Source organism: Epilithonimonas tenax DSM 16811 (assembly GCF_000428485.1).
Lineage (GTDB): Bacteria > Bacteroidota > Bacteroidia > Flavobacteriales > Weeksellaceae > Epilithonimonas > Epilithonimonas tenax.
Window position 1 is genome coordinate 26,036 of sequence record NZ_AUAA01000019.1, and the last position, 17,239, is coordinate 43,274.

General features: G+C 38.4%; 14 protein-coding genes. 11 read left to right on the forward strand and 3 right to left on the reverse strand.

Annotation, left to right across the window (positions count from 1 at the left end; translation table 11 throughout):
* The first annotated feature begins 10 nt into the window (after window positions 1-10).
* Genes polA through F564_RS0110780 form a run of 5 tightly spaced genes read left to right on the forward strand, consistent with a single transcriptional unit; the run spans window position 11 to window position 4,947 of the window.
* Window positions 11-2,845: a DNA polymerase I gene (polA, locus tag F564_RS0110760; RefSeq protein ID WP_028122651.1), complete on the forward strand. Its 2,835-nt coding sequence runs from the start codon at window positions 11-13 to the stop codon at window positions 2,843-2,845.
* Between the two features lie 39 nt (window positions 2,846-2,884).
* A complete protein-coding gene (locus F564_RS0110765) occupies window positions 2,885-3,154 on the forward strand; it encodes a YciI family protein (protein WP_028122652.1) in 270 nt (89 codons plus the stop codon).
* 12 nt (window positions 3,155-3,166) lie between these two features.
* Window positions 3,167-3,517 carry a bleomycin resistance protein gene (locus tag F564_RS0110770; protein ID WP_028122653.1) on the forward strand — a complete coding sequence of 117 codons (351 nt, stop codon included), beginning with the start codon at window positions 3,167-3,169 and terminating at the stop codon, window positions 3,515-3,517.
* Between the two features lie 16 nt (window positions 3,518-3,533).
* Entirely contained in the window at window positions 3,534-3,881 is a 348-nt protein-coding gene (locus F564_RS0110775; RefSeq protein ID WP_034981367.1) for an SdpI family protein, read from the forward strand.
* A 40-nt stretch (window positions 3,882-3,921) separates the two neighbouring features.
* The gene (locus F564_RS0110780; RefSeq protein ID WP_028122655.1) at window positions 3,922-4,947 is read left to right on the forward strand and encodes a M28 family metallopeptidase; all 1,026 of its coding nucleotides are present in this window, start codon (window positions 3,922-3,924) and stop codon (window positions 4,945-4,947) included.
* A 112-nt stretch (window positions 4,948-5,059) separates the two neighbouring features.
* On the opposite strand, the gene F564_RS19130 is transcribed toward F564_RS0110780, so the two are convergent.
* On the reverse strand, window positions 5,060-5,827 hold the full coding sequence (locus tag F564_RS19130; protein WP_034981371.1) for an NUDIX hydrolase: 768 nt from the start codon (window positions 5,825-5,827) through the stop codon (window positions 5,060-5,062).
* Entirely contained in the window at window positions 5,811-7,004 is a 1,194-nt protein-coding gene (locus F564_RS0110790; protein WP_028122656.1) for an MFS transporter, read from the reverse strand. The genes F564_RS19130 and F564_RS0110790 overlap by 17 nt, the downstream gene beginning before the upstream one ends.
* A gap of 206 nt (window positions 7,005-7,210) precedes the next feature.
* Here F564_RS0110790 and F564_RS0110795 point away from each other — a divergent pair, with 206 nt between their 5' ends.
* The 6 genes from F564_RS0110795 (at window position 7,211) to F564_RS0110820 (ending at window position 16,504) form a co-directional block, all read left to right on the forward strand.
* Window positions 7,211-10,117, forward strand: coding sequence for a SusC/RagA family TonB-linked outer membrane protein (locus F564_RS0110795; protein WP_028122657.1), 2,907 nt, complete (start codon window positions 7,211-7,213; stop codon window positions 10,115-10,117).
* A gap of 54 nt (window positions 10,118-10,171) precedes the next feature.
* Complete coding sequence (locus F564_RS0110800) at window positions 10,172-11,656, forward strand: RagB/SusD family nutrient uptake outer membrane protein (protein WP_228373893.1); 1,485 nt, start codon at window positions 10,172-10,174, stop codon at window positions 11,654-11,656.
* Window positions 11,657-11,666: 10 nt separating this feature from the next.
* On the forward strand, window positions 11,667-12,539 hold the full coding sequence (locus F564_RS0110805) for a hypothetical protein (protein WP_028122659.1): 873 nt from the start codon (window positions 11,667-11,669) through the stop codon (window positions 12,537-12,539).
* Window positions 12,540-12,716: 177 nt separating this feature from the next.
* Window positions 12,717-14,183 (forward strand): glycoside hydrolase family 30 protein, encoded by a 1,467-nt coding sequence (locus F564_RS19135; RefSeq protein WP_051259646.1) that lies wholly within the window; start codon window positions 12,717-12,719, stop codon window positions 14,181-14,183.
* A 34-nt stretch (window positions 14,184-14,217) separates the two neighbouring features.
* The gene (locus tag F564_RS0110815; protein ID WP_034981390.1) at window positions 14,218-15,018 is read left to right on the forward strand and encodes a glycoside hydrolase family 16 protein; all 801 of its coding nucleotides are present in this window, start codon (window positions 14,218-14,220) and stop codon (window positions 15,016-15,018) included.
* Window positions 15,019-15,064: 46 nt separating this feature from the next.
* Window positions 15,065-16,504 (forward strand): glycoside hydrolase family 30 protein, encoded by a 1,440-nt coding sequence (locus tag F564_RS0110820; RefSeq protein ID WP_028122661.1) that lies wholly within the window; start codon window positions 15,065-15,067, stop codon window positions 16,502-16,504.
* A 128-nt stretch (window positions 16,505-16,632) separates the two neighbouring features.
* Here the strand turns inward: F564_RS0110820 and F564_RS0110825 are convergent, their stop codons facing one another.
* Window positions 16,633-17,154 (reverse strand): hypothetical protein, encoded by a 522-nt coding sequence (locus F564_RS0110825; protein ID WP_051259647.1) that lies wholly within the window; start codon window positions 17,152-17,154, stop codon window positions 16,633-16,635.
* Window positions 17,155-17,239 lie beyond the last annotated feature (85 nt).

Here is a 17,239-nt window from a genome sequence, read left to right on the forward strand (position 1 = left end):
TTTTGTTTTTATGACTTCAACAGACAAAAGATTATATCTCATAGACGCTTACGCAATGATTTTCCGTGGTTATTTTGCATTCATAAAAAACCCGAGAATTACGACGAAAGGCATCAATACATCCGCTATTTTCGGTTTTACAAACTCTTTGATTGAACTGATAAAAAGAGACCGTCCAACGCATTTGGCAGTGGTTTTCGATGTGGGAAGAACCAATGTCCGCCACGATGATTATGCAGAATACAAAGCCAACCGTCTGGAAACGCCAGAACCCATTCTCCTGGCAAAACCTTTCATTAATGATATTCTGAATGCCATGCACATTCCCATCTTGGGCGTGGAAGGTTATGAGGCAGATGATGTCATCGGAACTATTGCGTGCAAAGCAGAGAAACAGGGTTACAATGTCTTTATGGTAACGCCCGACAAGGATTTTGCACAGCTGGTCACAGACAAAATCAAGATCTACAAACCAAGTATGAAAGGCAGCGATATCGAGATCCTTGGTGTTGAAGAAATTAAAGCCAAATATGAGATCAGCGATCCAAAGCAAATCATTGATTATCTCGGAATGATGGGCGATGCTGTGGATAATATTCCGGGATTGGATGGTGTTGGTGATAAGACAGCGAGAAAATTCATTCAGGAATTTGGGTCGATGGAAAATCTTTTGGCCAACACACACACGCTGAAAGGAAAAATGAAGGAGAAAGTAGAAGCCAGCGCGGAAAGAGGAATACTCTCCAAAAAACTGGCAACCATCATTTGCGATGCACCAATCGAATTTGTCGAAGAGCAATATGATCTTGATATGCCTGATTTCGAAAAAGTCAAAGAGATCTTCGACGAGTTGGAATTCCGAAGACTGTACGAGAATCTGTACCGCGCATTTTCCAATAAAGAATATGTGGAGGAACTTCAGGAAGTTGAAAATCCCACAGTCGAAAAAGCAGAAGTTTCACCGTCTGCCAATAAAAACGGAATGATGGATATGTTTGCCACGTTCGAGCAGCTGGATCAGTCCACCACGACCAAATCAAATATCGATGGCAATGATCATCTTTATCAGTTTATTGATACACCAAAAGCCCAGAAGATTCTTTTAAACAATCTATTGAAACAGAATGCAGTCTGTTTTGATACAGAAACCACTTCGCTTAATGAGCTGGAAGCAGAACTGATCGGGATGAGTTTCTCCTACAAAAAAGGTTTGGCTTATTATATTCCCATTTCTGAAAATAGGGAAGTAGCGCAAGAAACGGTTGAGCTTTTCCGGCCATTTTTCGAAGCTGAAAATGTTTTAAAAGTTGCTCATAATCTGAAATACGATACGAAAGTTCTTCAGAATTACCATATTGATGTCAAAGGCCAAATTTTTGACACGATGATTGCACATTACCTGCTAAATCCTGATGGACGACATGGGATGGATTATCTGTCCGAAATGTATCTGGATTACAGACCCGTTTCCATAGAATCTCTGATTGGTAAAAAAGGGAAAAATCAATTGACGCTGCGTGAAGTTGATCTGGAAACGCAAACGGCTTACGCCGCAGAAGATGCAGATGTGACGTTTCAATTATATGAATTGTTTGCGCCACAATTAGCCAAAGAAAATCTGGAAGAATTGTTCTACACCGTCGAGATGCCATTGATGAAAGTGCTTGCGAAAATCGAATTGACGGGCGTTAAACTTGATAACAACTGGCTTGCGCAGGAAAGCATCGATCTGGAAAATGATCTTCGGGTTTTAGAAGCCAAGATCTTCGAACTGTCTGGAGAGAATTTCAATATGAATTCTCCAAAACAGCTGGGCGAGATTCTTTTTGATAAAATGCAGTTGGATCCGAAAGCGAAAAAAACCAAAACCGGACAATACGCAACGTCCGAAGATGTCCTACAAAAACTGTCTTCAAAGCACGAGATCATTGCTTCCATTCTGGAATACAGAACTTTGCAGAAATTAAAGTCAACTTATGTGGATGCTTTACCAAGTCAGATCGATAAAAAAGATGAGCGCGTTCATACGACTTTTGCGCAAACTGTCGCAGCAACAGGACGTTTGGCAAGTGTGAATCCTAACTTACAGAATATCCCGATCCGAACTTTGCGAGGTCAGCAAATCCGTGGTGCTTTTGTCGCAGAAGAAGGGAAAAAGATCATCTCTGCCGATTATTCTCAAATTGAGTTAAGGTTGATTGCAGAAATCTCCGGCGAGCAAAATATGATTGCTGCTTTCCAAAACGGAGAAGATATCCACGCTTCTACCGCAGCGAAATTATTTGATATTCCATTAGAAGAAGTGACGAAAACCCAGAGAGGTCAGGCGAAAACCGTGAATTTCGGGATTATTTATGGACAGGGCGCCTTTGCTTTAGCCGAACAGACCGGACTTTCCAGAACCGAGGCGAAGAAGATGATCGACTCTTATTATGCAACCTATCCGCGTCTGAAAGAATATATGGCAGAGCAAGTTAAGAAAGCGCAGGATCTGGGATATGTCCAAACGATTCTTGGCAGAAAACGCCATTTGAAAGATATCAATTCCAGCAATTTTGTAGTGAAAGCCCACGCCGAAAGAAACGCTGTGAATGCACCAATCCAAGGAAGTGCAGCTGATATTATTAAGTTGGCGATGATAAAAATTGATGAAGAATTAGAAACCCAAAAACTTCAAACCAAAATGCTTTTACAGGTGCACGATGAATTGCTTTTTGAAGCGCCGGTGGATGAAGTGGATGTCGCAATGTCACTAATCAAAAAAGAAATGGAATCTGCTTTTGTGACGACTGTTCCGCTTTTGGTGGAAGTGGGCGTTGGGAATAATTGGTTGGAAGCGCATTAATTATAGTATTAATTTTTATCTTTAATAAAAACATATAATATGAAAGCAGTCGTATTTTACGAGCACAACCCGGAGAAAACAATGGATGAGTTTATGGCCGTTTTTCCACGTCATGAGATGTTGGAAGAGGAATTTATCAAGTCTGGAAAAGTTTTGGGAACAGGTGCTTTTGCAAATCAAGGTGAAGGTGCTATGGCGATTTTTATCAACAAGGAAGCGGCTGAAGAGTTCGTGAATGGCGATCCTTTTGTGCAGGAAGGTTTGATCGCAAAAGTGACCATCAGAGAATGGAATGACGAATTAGCTTAAAATTTTCGCATTATGATGTCATTGGTAATTCCGAAGCTTCCCTTTATTAATAAGCAAAAAACGCTTGATTATTATTCTAAATTAGGTTTTGAACTGGTTGCGGATCACGGCGATTATCTGATCACAGCATATCAGGATCTGGAGATTCATTTTTTTAATTTTGAAACGATGGATCCGGAGAAGTCAGATTTTATGATCTATCTGAGAATCGATAATGAGATTGAAGAATTTTATCAAAAAATTCAGGATCAAGGCATTGAAATCCATCCCAACGGGAATTTGGAAACAAAACCTTGGCATATGAAAGAGTTTTCGCTAATCGATCCAAGCGGAACGTTATTGACTTTCGGAGAGAAAAATTAATTATAAATCATCAATTATGATAGAAAATTCCACATCTGTACCATTTCTCGTCGGTTCCGTATTTCTGTTTGCAGGAATTCTGATGTTTGTGTTTCCTCCAAAAAAGATCAATTACCTCTATGGTTACAGGACAACAAGTTCTATGAAAAACTTAGAGCGATGGAATTTTGCTCAAAAGTTGTCTTCAAAATTATTGATGATCTTTGGAGTTCTACTTCTAATAACAGGAATTACAGGCTTATTTTTCTTTTCAGATCAAAATTTGATCAATACGATTGGAATAGTAGAAACAATATTACTGGCCATCTTTTTATTTGTAAAAACTGAATTTGATTTAAAGAAAAAATTTGGAAAAATGTTGTAACAATCCTTTTGTAACGCCGACTTAATATTAAATTTACTTTATGAAAAATATAAAACTGTACGGTTTTTTTGTAGGTTTTGCATTGTTGCAGAGCTGCTCGACCGCCAAGAATTTCACCTACGAAGGTAAAGGTTTCAAAGAGGCCTACAACGGGATCACATCTGCGGAACTGAAAACAAACCTTTATGTGATCGCCGCTGACGATATGGAAGGACGTGATACGGGAAGCGCAGGTCAGAAAAAAGCCGGCGTTTATATCATAGAGCAGTACAAAAAGAATGGCATCGGTTTTCCAGCGGCTTTGGGTTCTTACTACCAAAACGTTCCGGCTGAAGCGATGAAAAAATATGGTGAAGCATTGCCGGATTCTGAAAATATTATGGCGTACATCGAAGGCAGCGAAAAACCCCATGAAGTCATTGTCATCTCTGCGCACTACGATCACGTAGGAACAAAGAAAGGCGAAGTTTACAATGGTGCGGATGATGACGGAAGTGGCACTGTAGCGGTGATGGAAATTGCACAGGCTTTTCAAGAAGCTAAGAAAAAAGGTTATGGGCCGAAGAGATCGATTCTTTTTCTCCACGTGACTGGTGAGGAGCACGGACTTTTCGGTTCCGAATATTACTCTGATCACCCGGTTTTCCCATTGGCCAATACAGTGGCAGATCTTAATATTGACATGATTGGGCGCGACGATCCCGAAAACAGAGGTAAGCAATATGTGTACGTCATTGGTTCTGAAATGTTGAGTTCTGAACTGAAGAAAATCAATGTTGCGGCGAATGAAAAAAGCGTCAAGCTGGAGCTTAATTATAAATATGATGATCCGAAAGATCCGCAAAGACTGTACTACAGATCAGACCATTATAACTTTGCGAAGCATAATATTCCGGTAGCGTTTTTCTTTGATGGTATCCACGAGGATTATCACAAACCAACGGATAGGCCTGAGAAAATTGATTATCCACTATTGCAGAAAAGAACGCAATTGGTTTTTGCTACAGCTTGGGAACTGGCAAACAGGGCAGAAAGAATCAAGGTGGATGGCAAAAATAACAGATAAAATAGAAGTTATAGGTTAGAAACTAGATATTAGATTTTAAAACGGCTTCAACAATTGATTCATAGAAAAGACGACAAATTTTGCCGTCTTTTTTTATGTTCCAATTCAGAATTTATATGTCAAAATCTGACTGTTTTATCTCCGAATTTTCTAAAAACCTGTACAGGTATGGGGCTTTGTTCGCAGAGCCGCTGTAGTGTTTTTCCAGTCTCTCCAAGATGTTCATGCTGAGGATCTTTCTTTGGAAATTGTTGCGTCTAAGTGGTTCTCCCAGAATAGCCTCATACAAGTGCTGCAACTCTTTCATCGTGAATTTGTCCGGAAGAAGATTGCTACCCATCACCTGATAATCTATATTTTTTCTGAGATAGAGTAGTCCTTTTTCAATCATTTCCTGATGATCAAAAGCCATATTAGGCAATTCATTCACGTCAAACCATCGGTCTGTTTCGTTAAAAGAATCCGGAAAGGTATAGGTTAAGGTATAATCTATTAATGCACAGTACCCTACGGATATGAAACGTTGATAGATCCAGTGATTTTGATCCACGTCAATATTTTTATTCTCCAAAAGTTTTTGATGGGTATTGTTTTCGGTTCTTTTGATATCTCCAAAAGTGTAAAATTGTTCCAGGAAAACATTGGAAAGGTGAGTTCTTTCATAAAGTGTTCTGGCGGCAGCGTCATTTAGATTTTCATCGTTAAAGATAAAACCACCCGGAACGGACCATAGATCCAGATCGTGGTATTTTAGTAATAAAACTTTAAGCGTGTCTTTGTGAAACCCGAATATCACACAATCCACGGATACATGCTCTACAAAATCCTTTGTCTCTATAAGTTCCTGAAGATTCTGTTTAATTTTATTGTTTTCGGTCATAGGTTATGGGCGTTTTATTTAAAAGGAAAGTAAGTCCAAATATAATTAATAAAGGTAATAAAATAAATAAAGGATAGAAATTACTCAGATTTTTGTAAAAAATCACGGCCATATACAAAGAACCTACCGAGCTTCCCAAGGACGAAAATATAACAACGATTGATACCAGCAGGTGTGTTTTTTCCTTCGGAACTTTGTTGAGGACTTCAGAATTATAAAGCGGAAAAAGTGGCGCCAAAAATAAACCGATGAGCGGTACAATGAATATCAGATAGAATTTGAAATCCTGGTAAAAATAAGAGATAATGGTCTGACAAAGTCCCAATATCACAAAAACAATGCAGAGGCAAATCAGTACAAATTTGAACCAATGAAACCGCAATATCAATCGACTGGTGATCAGCCGTCCAAAAAATGAGAATAAGGCCAAAAATGCAGAAGCCTGCAAAGCGAAATAGGAATTGATCTTCAGATTATTTCTGAAAAAACTGGGAAGCCAAGAGTTAAAACTCTGCTCCACAAAGACCATAAAGAAAACAATGATGAAGAAATAAATAATCTTCGGTGTTAGGAAGAATCTCCATTCTCCAGGTCTTTTTTCGTTTTCTGATGCTGGTTCTTCATCTATTTTCGCATACTTTAACATCACCAGCGTGATGGTGCTTATCAAAGCGATCACCCAAAATCCGAATTTCCAGTAATCTGCATAAGAACTCGTCAACAAAGTTCCAAAACCAATATTAACAAAAAATATCCCAAACATAAAGGAAGCATCCACGCTGCTGATGGCGCTGGAAAGTTGCGCATCTTTAAAATTATTCTTGATAATACTGAACACTGCAATTTTTGCCAAAGCAAAACTCACGCCCACAATACTAAGCCATATTTTGAAAAACCAAAATGTATCTACCAATGGCAAAGCGATACAACTGACCAGTATAAAAAGAAGAGAGAAGAGAAGTGCATTTTTATTGCCCGTTTTGGCGATGAGATTGACACAATAGATGGACATAATGGCCATCGGAATATCCTTGAAAGATTCCAAAACCCCTAGACCTTTGTAAGACACTTCCTCTGACAGTTGCAGAATGATAACGCCCATACTATTTAGCAGCATGGAGAAGATCAAAAAGCTCATCATCAATGGCAGCTTTATTTTTGTGCTATTAACATTCATTTAATGAGTCATTAACTTTTTTTAACAATAGGACCTGTTTTTGGGGATTTCAAATCTACATAAATTAATATAATTTATGATAAGTATGATTGTTAAATTACCATCAATAAACGGAAAACAAAAAAATTAAAAATTTATTTTGTAGTGTAAAAAAAAAAATTACTTTTATTGTCTCAGTTTGAGATTAACAAAAAATTAATTAAAGTATGAACTTAAAGTATTCAAAATGTCTCGGATTAGCAGCTGTTCTTTATTTTACAGCGAACTATTCAGCGCAGCAGGTAAAAGACACAGCTTCTAAGGAAAAAACGATTGAAGAAGTAGTGGTTATCGGTTATGGTACACAGAAAAAGAGCAATGTGACCGGCGCAATTGCCAGTATAAAAGCTTCTGATATAGAGGATATCCCAGCGGGTAAACCGGAGCAAGTGCTACAAGGTAGAGCAGCTGGTGTTTCCGTGGTTACAAATTCTGGACAGCCCGGATCTGGTGCTACAGTCAGAATCAGAGGACTTACCAGTTTTGGAGCAGGAGGTAATGAGCCAATGTGGGTTGTAGACGGAATCATTGTAGATGGAATTGGCTGGTTAAACCAATCAGACATAGAAAGTATAGAAGTTTTAAAAGATGGGGCTTCCTCTGCAATCTATGGTGTTTCGGCTGCGAGAGGTGTCATACTTGTTACGACTAAAAAAGGCAAAAAAGGGACTCTTAATTTAGCTTACAATGGGAGCTACGGCGTATCCAATGTCGCAAGAAAATTAGACCTTTTGAATGCTACCCAATATGCAACAATTATTAACGAAGGTTTTGCAAATGATGGTAAACCAGTTAGATATTCCAATCCGTCAATTTTTGGTAAGGGTACAGATTGGCAGGATACTATTTTTAATACTGGAGAGAGACAATCGCACGAGTTCAGCATCAATGGAGGCAATGATAAATCGACATATTACGCATCCTTCGGATACTTTGATCAGATTGGAACTGTAATGGGTGATATATCGAACTATAAAAGAATCAATGCAAGGTTAAATTCTACACATAAAGTCTTAGACTTTTTGACGATTGGTCAAACTTTCTTATATACGCACCAAAAAAGCCAGGGCATTGGAACTAATGAATTATTTGGAGGACCGCTAAGCTCTGCCATCAATTTGGATCCAACGACACCGGCTGTGGTTACAGATTGGTCACAGGTCAATCCGGATGATTATGTTAATCCGTATCTTATCAGAGATCCCAATGGTAATCCGTACGGTATTTCTAAGTATGTCAATCAAGAAATGTCAAATCCTTTGGCTTACAGATATACACAACAAGGCAGAAATGGGTGGTCTGATGATTTTGTAGGAAATGTCTTTGCCGATTTAAGAATTATTCCCGGACTTAATTTCAAAACAACATTAAATGGAAAGAAAGCTTATTGGGGAAGTCAAGGCTTTAATCCTAAATTTTACTTGAGTCCATCCTTAAGTAATTTATCTTTTAATAGTTTGAATAGAACAACTCAGACCAAATTTGAATGGAGTTTTGAAAATACCCTGACATTCCAGAAAAGATTAGGTGATCACAACTTCAGTGTCTTACTAGGACAAGGAGTTTATAGAAACAACATTGGCTCTGGTGAAAGTGTAACATACACGAACTTACCTATCGAAAACTGGCAAGATGCCGCGTTTTACTCTGTTGATCCAAAAAATATAACTGCTAACGCTTGGGATACTACTCAAACAAGAAGAACATCCTATTTCGGACGCGTAATCTATGATTATCAGGACAGATATCTTTTTACAGGAACATTCCGAAGAGATGGCTCTTCAAAATTTTTGAAATATTGGGGTAATTTCCCGTCATTCTCACTCGGATGGAATGTTCATAAAGAAGGCTTCTGGAAAGATAATGAAATCATCAATACTTTTAAAATTAGAGGTGGATATGGCGTCTTAGGAAATGATGCAATAGATGATTTTATGTTCAGAAGTTCTTTGGTAGCAGGAAGTAATTATCCAAACGGAGAACTTAATCCTAATATCATTATCGGTTATAGCCCCAATACTCTTGGAAATCCAAATCTTAAATGGGAGGAAACTGCACAAACAAACGTAGGCGCTGATATTCGTTTTCTAAGAAATTTTACACTTGGCTTTGACTGGTATCATAAAAAAACGACAGATATCCTTAGAAGAGTAGCAGTTCCTGGCTATGTAGGGGTTCCTACGGATCCTTTTGCTAATGTGGGTGACATGGAGAATAAAGGGATGGAATTTGAGCTTGGATACAAGAAAAACTGGGAGGATTTTAATATCTCAGTCACTGGTAACTTCTCTACAAATAATAACAAAGTTCTACGATTGGAAGACGATGTAGAATGGAGAGAATTGTCTGGACTACATTCACTAGGAACCGTTAACAGACTTCAGGTTGGAAAACCGATAGGTACATTTTATGGATATTCTTACAGCGGTGTATTTCAAAATCAAGCACAGATCAATTCTTATGTGAATAGTAATGGTCAAATGTTGCTTCCAAACGCTAAACCTGGAGATTTTATCTGGATAGACAACAACGGAGACGGCAAAGTTGATTTGAACTCAACAGAAGACATGGTAGACCTTGGAAGTGCAGTTCCTAAATTTACCTATGGTTTTACAGTTAATTTAAATTATAAAAACTTTGATTTCATGGTCTTCGCACAAGGTCAGGGAGGAAACAAAATACTGCAGGGACTTAGAAGATTAGATATGTTAGATGCCAATTATCAAACCTCCATACTTAATAGATGGACTGGTGAAGGCTCAACCAATGACAATCCACGTTTGACAAGAGATGATCCTAATGGAAACTACAGAAAAATGTCTGCCTATTATCTTCAAAAAGGTGATTATATGAGAATTAAATTAGTACAATTAGGATATACATTACCAAAAGAGGTAACATCAAGATTTGGATCAAGCAAAGTGAGACTGTATGTTACAGGAGAAAACTTATTTACTTTCACAAAATACACAGGCTATGATCCAGAAATTGCTGGAGGAAATGAATATGGAATCGATAGAGCATACTATCCACAAGCAAGAACTTTCTTATTTGGAGCAAACATTCAATTTTAATTATTAACGACAATGAAAAATTTAAATTTTATAAATAAAAGTGTTGCAGTTATAATGCTAGCCGGTCTTAGTTTCGGTACTGTAAGCTGCAACGGTGACTACATCGGAGATGTTGAAAACATTGGAGCATTCGATGATGCAAACTACTTCAAAAGTGAAGAACAATGTCTAAGCGCAACGGCCTCTGTGTACGATATCATGAAGAAATATGCGGGTGGTTTTGAAAACACCGTGACTTTCCTAAATGCAGGATCTGATGATTTCTTTTCCGGGGGTGGTAGTGCTACCGATGGCGCAGGGATTCAGGGGTTTAACAATTATAGTATCACGCCGGTTACAGTACCCGGAAGTTATTGGCGAGATTATTACCAAGGTATCGCTAGAGCAAATTGGGTCATAGCTAGAATTCCTACAGCACCAGTCAGTGATGTTTTGAAAAAAAGAATATTAGCAGAAGTAACAGTTCTTAGATCGCTCTACTATTTCGAATTAGTGAGATTATTTGGAAATGTGCCTTTGATCCTGAAACAAATCAATTCTGATGATGATTATTGGAATATACCACAAACGCCAAAGCAAGAGGTTTATAATCAGATAGAAGGAGATATTGCACGTGTTTGGGCAGATTTGCCAACTTCTGTTTCTGGAGGCGAAAGAGGAAGAATAACCCAAGGTGCTGCGAAAGCAATTTTAGGAAAGATATATCTGTATGATAACAAAAAGGCAGAAGCTGCAGCACAATTTGCAGATGTTAATGGAACACCAGGCCAAACAAGTCAATATGGCTATAAGTTGGTAGGAAACTACAGCAGCTTGTGGACTACGGATAACAAATTCACCTCGGAATCAATTCTTGAAGCAGTTCATACCAATGCAGGTATGTCGGATTGGAGTTTTTGGGGATGGGGAAAAGATGAAGGGAACTCTATCTGTATCATGACAGGACCTAGATCTTATAATTTATTAGCAGGAAGTAATGCTCCAGATATTGTTTCTGGATGGGCATTTAATACAGTTACAGATGATTTATTTAACTTCATGCAAAATGATCCGAGGGCAGATGCTACGATTCTCAACGTCAAAAAACTAAAAGAGGAAGGTAAGGTATCATACTCTCCGGCGTATGCTGATACAGGTTACTTTTTGAAAAAATTTGCACCTTACAGATCTGGTGTATCTCCTTTGCCGGGTTCTATGGAACTAAACTTCCGTCAGAATTACATGGTCATTCGTTTAGCTGACAGTTACCTGATGGAGGCGGAAGCTCTAGGAGGATCTGGAAGCAGAGCACAGGCTTTGCTAGATGCCGTTCGCTCTAGAGTAGGTTTGGCTTCAGTTCAGGTTACATTACAAGCTGTAAAAGATGAAAGAAGAAGAGAATTGGCAGGAGAAGGACACCGTTGGTTTGATCTCGTAAGATGGGGAGAAGCGCCAGCAAAATTAGCCTCAAAAGGATTTGTTGCAGGTAAAAATGAAGTGTTGCCAATTCCTTATAAAGAGTTACTAAATACCGCATTAAAACAAAATCCTCAATACTAATACCATTATCATGAACAAATATCTAAAACATACAATCTTTTTAGGCGTTTCATTACTAGCGATTTCTTGTGTTCCGGAAAGTGTTGACGGAGACGGAAACGGTATTACACCAACCAATACAGACGCCTCTTTTACAGTTACCAAAACTTCAGAAAACCATTATAAGCTAACTTCTTCAAACCAAAATTATCTTTATTCCAATTGGGATCTAGGTGACGGCGGTGGCTTCGGAAGGGGAGCGAATATCAATGATGTTTTTATTCCGGATGAAGGAACTTATAAAATTCAGCACCAGATTATTGGTCAGGGTGGCGTTGTTGCGGGTACTGCAAGCCAGACTGTAAAAGTGGAAAAGTCTGATCCACTCTCCGGAAATCTGATCCAGGGAGGTAAATTTTTAGACGCTGCAGATGTTGCAAAATGGACCATGGCTTTTCCAAATCCTTCTAATACAGCCCTATGGTCATTTGGTGGCGGATTGGCAACCTTCACTGCCAAAAATTGGGATAGAAACGTATTGTATCAGGCAGTTCAGGTGGTTAAAGGCCGAAAATATATGGCTGATGCAGTGGTAACTTCCAAAGGCGTTTCTGACTCTTGGTTTGAGATCTACGTTGGCTATACAAAACCTACTGCTAATACTGACTATACAGGAGATGGCAATGACTCTACATGGTTGCGGGGAATTAATACCTGGGCTGGAAGCGGAACATCTTTTTTTGATGGTAAAATATCAAGTAAAGGTTCTGTGAATTCTAATAATCCCAATGGAACTTTCACGGCAACAAAAGATGGTACCGTATATTTTGCCATCAGATCTGGTGGTAATGATATGAAGGAAGGTATCTCTATCAAGAATATAGAATTCCGAGGCATTAAATAATTTTTCTTATCATATTTTCTTAGGTGAAAGAGGTCCTCAAAAACCTCTTTCATTTTTTCTAACATATCGTCAGTCGATACTCTTTAACCAAAAGAAAGCTGTACTGGGAAAGAAAATATTTCCATTACAATTTTCCTCACTTAAAATCAAGACTGATTCCTAAAACTTAAATTAAAAATGTATAACAAATCAAAACGTATTTTTCCCAACAAAGCATTTTTCTTGGGATTAACGATCTTTTCACTTCTGTTTTGCCAAAGTAGCACCGTGGATGAGCAAACTCCCAATCCGCCAGCAAACGGTGGCGGGAACGAAAATTTTGGTTCTGCAAGCTTCTGGCTTACCAAAGCCGATGAATCTACAAAACTGCAAAAACAACCCGATATCTTGTTCAGTAATCCATCCAATAATTACCAGACGCTGGATGTAGATGCTTCGCAGAAATATCAAACGATTGATGGTTTTGGTTATACATTAACTGGAGGAAGTGTGGAGGTGATCAATCAGTTATCAGCTTCCAAGAAAGAAGAATTGTTACAGGATCTGTTCTCTGAAAAGGAAAATTCTATCGGAGTGAGTTACATCAGACTGAGTATCGGCGCTTCAGATCTTAACAGCAGTGTTTTCTCTTATGATGATATGCCAGCAGGACAAACAGATGTTTCTCTTACAAACTTTTCTTTATCAAAAGATCAGGCTTTGATCGATATGTTGAAAAAGATTCTGACCATCAATCCAAAAATCAAATTCATGGCCACACCTTGGTCGCCACCAGTTTGGATGAAGGACAATGGAAGTCCTATCGGCGGTAGTCTGCAGCCACAATATTATAATGCTTATGCCCAATATTTTGTCAAATATATCCAAGGCATGAAAGCCCAAGGAATTACCATTGACGCCATAACACCTCAGAATGAACCGCTGCATCCGGGAAACAATCCAAGTCTATTGATGACCGCTCCTCAACAGGCAGCTTTTATCAAAAACAGTCTTGGGCCGGCTTTTCAGGTGGCTAATATCACAACCAAAATTGTTCTTTACGATCACAATTGCGACAAACCGGAGTATCCATTGGAAATCCTCGCAGACGCAGAAGCTGCAAAATATGTTGACGGATCGGCTTTTCACCTTTATGCAGGAAACATTTCTGTGTTGAGTAATGTGCATTTGGCCTATCCTGCAAAGAATCTTTATTTTACAGAACAGTGGACTGGTTCTACATCTTCTTTTTCTGATGACCTGATGTGGCATTTCAAAAACGTCATCATTGGTTCTATGAGAAACTGGAGCAAAATTGCACTAGAATGGAATCTTGCGAATGATCCTGGTTTTAATCCGCATACAGACGGCGGTTGTACCCAATGTAAAGGGGCAATCACAGTGAGCACAAGCGAAACTTTTACCAAAAATGTGGCTTACTATATCATTGCTCACGCATCCAAATTTGTTCCTCAAAACTCCCAAAGAATTGCCTCTACACAACCAGGAAATCTGAGTTCTGTGGCTTTCACGACGCCTAATGGGAAGACCACTTTAATCGTTCTGAATGAAGGAAATACAACAGAGAATTTCAATATCAAAATGAATGGAAAATCTGCCGCAACGTCTTTACCAGCAAGAGCTGTAGCAACGTATGTTTTTTAATTTTTTTATCAAAATTAATTCTAAAATATCAATTATGAAGTTGAACAAAATTCAAATTTTAACGGTTTTTTCATTGATCTCATTGATGAGTACATCTTGCCTCAACCAAAAAAACACAGAGAAAGGTCAATTGGTTTTTCAGGACGAATTCAGTAGCAAAGGTTTACCAGACGCCTCCAAATGGGAATTTGAAGTGGGCGGCGACGGTTTCGGAAATAATGAACTTCAGTTTTATACCAAGAACAGAACCGAAAATGCTAGAGTAGAAGATGGCCATCTTATCATTGAAGCCAAGAAAGAAAAATGGCAAAAAAATGACTATACATCAGCAAAATTAATTACAAAAAACACATTTCCATTTCAATACGGAACTGTAGAAGTACGCGCAAAATTACCAAAAGGGAAAGGCACCTGGCCTGCGATATGGATGCTGAGCAAAAATATAAAACAATGGCCGGATGACGGCGAGATAGACATTATGGAACACGTGGGCTATAACGAAGGTTTTGTTCACGGATCGGTACATACCAAAAAGTACAATCACATCATCGGCACTCAAAAAACAGATACGATTGTCATTAAGGATGCAACGGAGAATTTCCACGTTTACAGAGCAGATTGGTCGCCAGAAAAAATAGAAATGTTTGTGGATGATGAAAAGTATTTTACTTACATCAAAACCGAAAAGGAGTATGAAGCGTGGCCGTTTGACCAGCCTTTTTATTTGATTCTCAATCAGGCAGTTGGAGGGTTCTGGGGCGGAAAAGAAGGAATTGACGAAAGCATATATCCGCAGAAATTCCTGATAGATTATGTCAGAATTTACAAGAAATAACTCATAAAAAGATGTCGAATTTCGGCATCGAAGATTCTAAATAACAATGAAAAAGACAATGATTTTGTTTGCTGCCTTATCACTTTCAGCAAATATGAATGCCCAGAATTACTGGAAAAACGGAATGAAGCAAGGGAAAGTGATCATCACATCGAAAAAAAATAATGAGAAATTTGCCAAGAAAGCCAATGCTGTTTTTGCAGATTTTCCGCAGCCAAAGGAAACAGACATCTGTGTCTTCGTAGATCCTGATTTCAAATATCAAAAACTGATCGGAATTGGTGGTGCGATTACAGATGCCTCCGCTGAAGTTTTTGCAAAGATTCCAAAAAACAAGCAGAAAGAACTGATCGAGGCATATTACGGAAAATCGGGGATAGGGTACAACGTGATCCGAACCAATATGAACTCCTGTGATTTCTCCAGCGATTCTTATACTTATGTGAAAGACAATGATGAATCTTTGACTTCATTTGACATCAAGCACGATGAACAGTATAAAATCCCATTGATAAAAGCTGCCCAAAAAGCAATAGACCCAAAGGATTTCAGATTTTATTTCAGCCCGTGGAGTCCGCCAGCGTGGATGAAATCAACCAATAACATGCTGCAAGGCGGACGACTATTGGATCAATATTATCAGGTTTGGGCTAATTATTATGTCAAATTCATTCAGGAATACGAAAAAAGAAATATTCCTATTTGGGGCCTGACCATCCAAAATGAACCAATGGCCAAGCAAACTTGGGAATCTTGCATTTATACGGCAGACGAGGAAGCAAAATTTCTGAAAGAAAACCTGGGACCAACTCTTTGGAAAAATAATTATAAAGATAAGAAGGTCATCATTTGGGATCATAACAGAGACTTGATGTACCAACGTGCGACGACCACCTTGCAAGATCCAGAGACGTCCAAATATGCTTCCGGAATTGGTTACCACTGGTACGAAACTTGGAATAACAAATCCCAACTATTTGATAATCTGTCGGAAACACACAAAGCATTCCCAGACAAATTTTTGATTTTTACAGAAGGTTGCAAAGAGCAGTTTGATTTTTCAAAAATCTATGACGTTAGTTTAGGAGAATTATACGGACGAAATATGATCAATGATTTCAACAAAGGAACGTCTGCATGGACAGATTGGAACATTCTTTTGGACGAAAAAGGTGGACCAAATCACGTGGGGAATTTCTGTTTTGCACCGGTCATTTACGATTCAAAAACAAAGGAACTACATTACACCTATGAATACTACTATATTGGGCACATTTCCAAATTTGTGAAACCCAATGCGCAACGTGTTGGGACGTCTACCAATAAGGATTTTCTCTTATCTACCAGCTTCCTGAACGAGAGTGGGGAATTGGTAGTGGTGGTGATGAACGAAGGTGACGTGGATACAGACTTCAATCTTTGGATCGAGGGAAAATCTACAAAACTTTCTGCACCAGCACATTCGATCCAGACTATCATCTTATAGTGATATATTATTTTCAAAGGAACAGCAGCTCATTTTTTAGCTGCTGTTTTATTTTATTTTAACTGCGTTTCAATTTATAGTGATATATTATTTTCAAAGGAACAGCAGCTCATTTTTTAGCTGCTGTTTTATTTTAATTTCGTTTCAATCATTTTACAATCTGCCGGCGCGAGTCTTCGACCTTTAGAATAATTGATGGCTTTTGGAGATGAGTAAACCAATCTTGATGCACCTGGATCAGCATACACACCAATGCCTTCCAACAACACGCCGCTGTTTTGTAGAAAATAAATTTCTCTTTCGCTCACAGAGCCTTCAGAAGCAAACCTATAATTGACCCGCAAAGTATCGCCGGCCACTTTTCCGGTGATATCGCCAGCATTGGAATCTTTCTCAAAGTTTTTGTAGATCAGTTTTCCTGTAACGTTACTGTTTGTGATTTTGTAGGACAAAAACATTGAATCTTTTCCGATCACGTTCATATAACAAAAATCAACATTTTCTTTTTCTGAGATTAAGTTAGGATCTTCGGAAACGGCTAGTGTATCAGGTTTTCTGTTTTCGACATTGATCTGTTTTTCAATGTTTTTTTCGCACGAACAGATGATTAGAAATGTTCCTGACAAAATAATAATAGCTTTTCTCATCATTAATAAAATAGATATGAAAGTAGCTAAGAAAATATGATACCATAGTAACTTATCAAATGAGCACGGCAGTTGTAAACAGCACGAT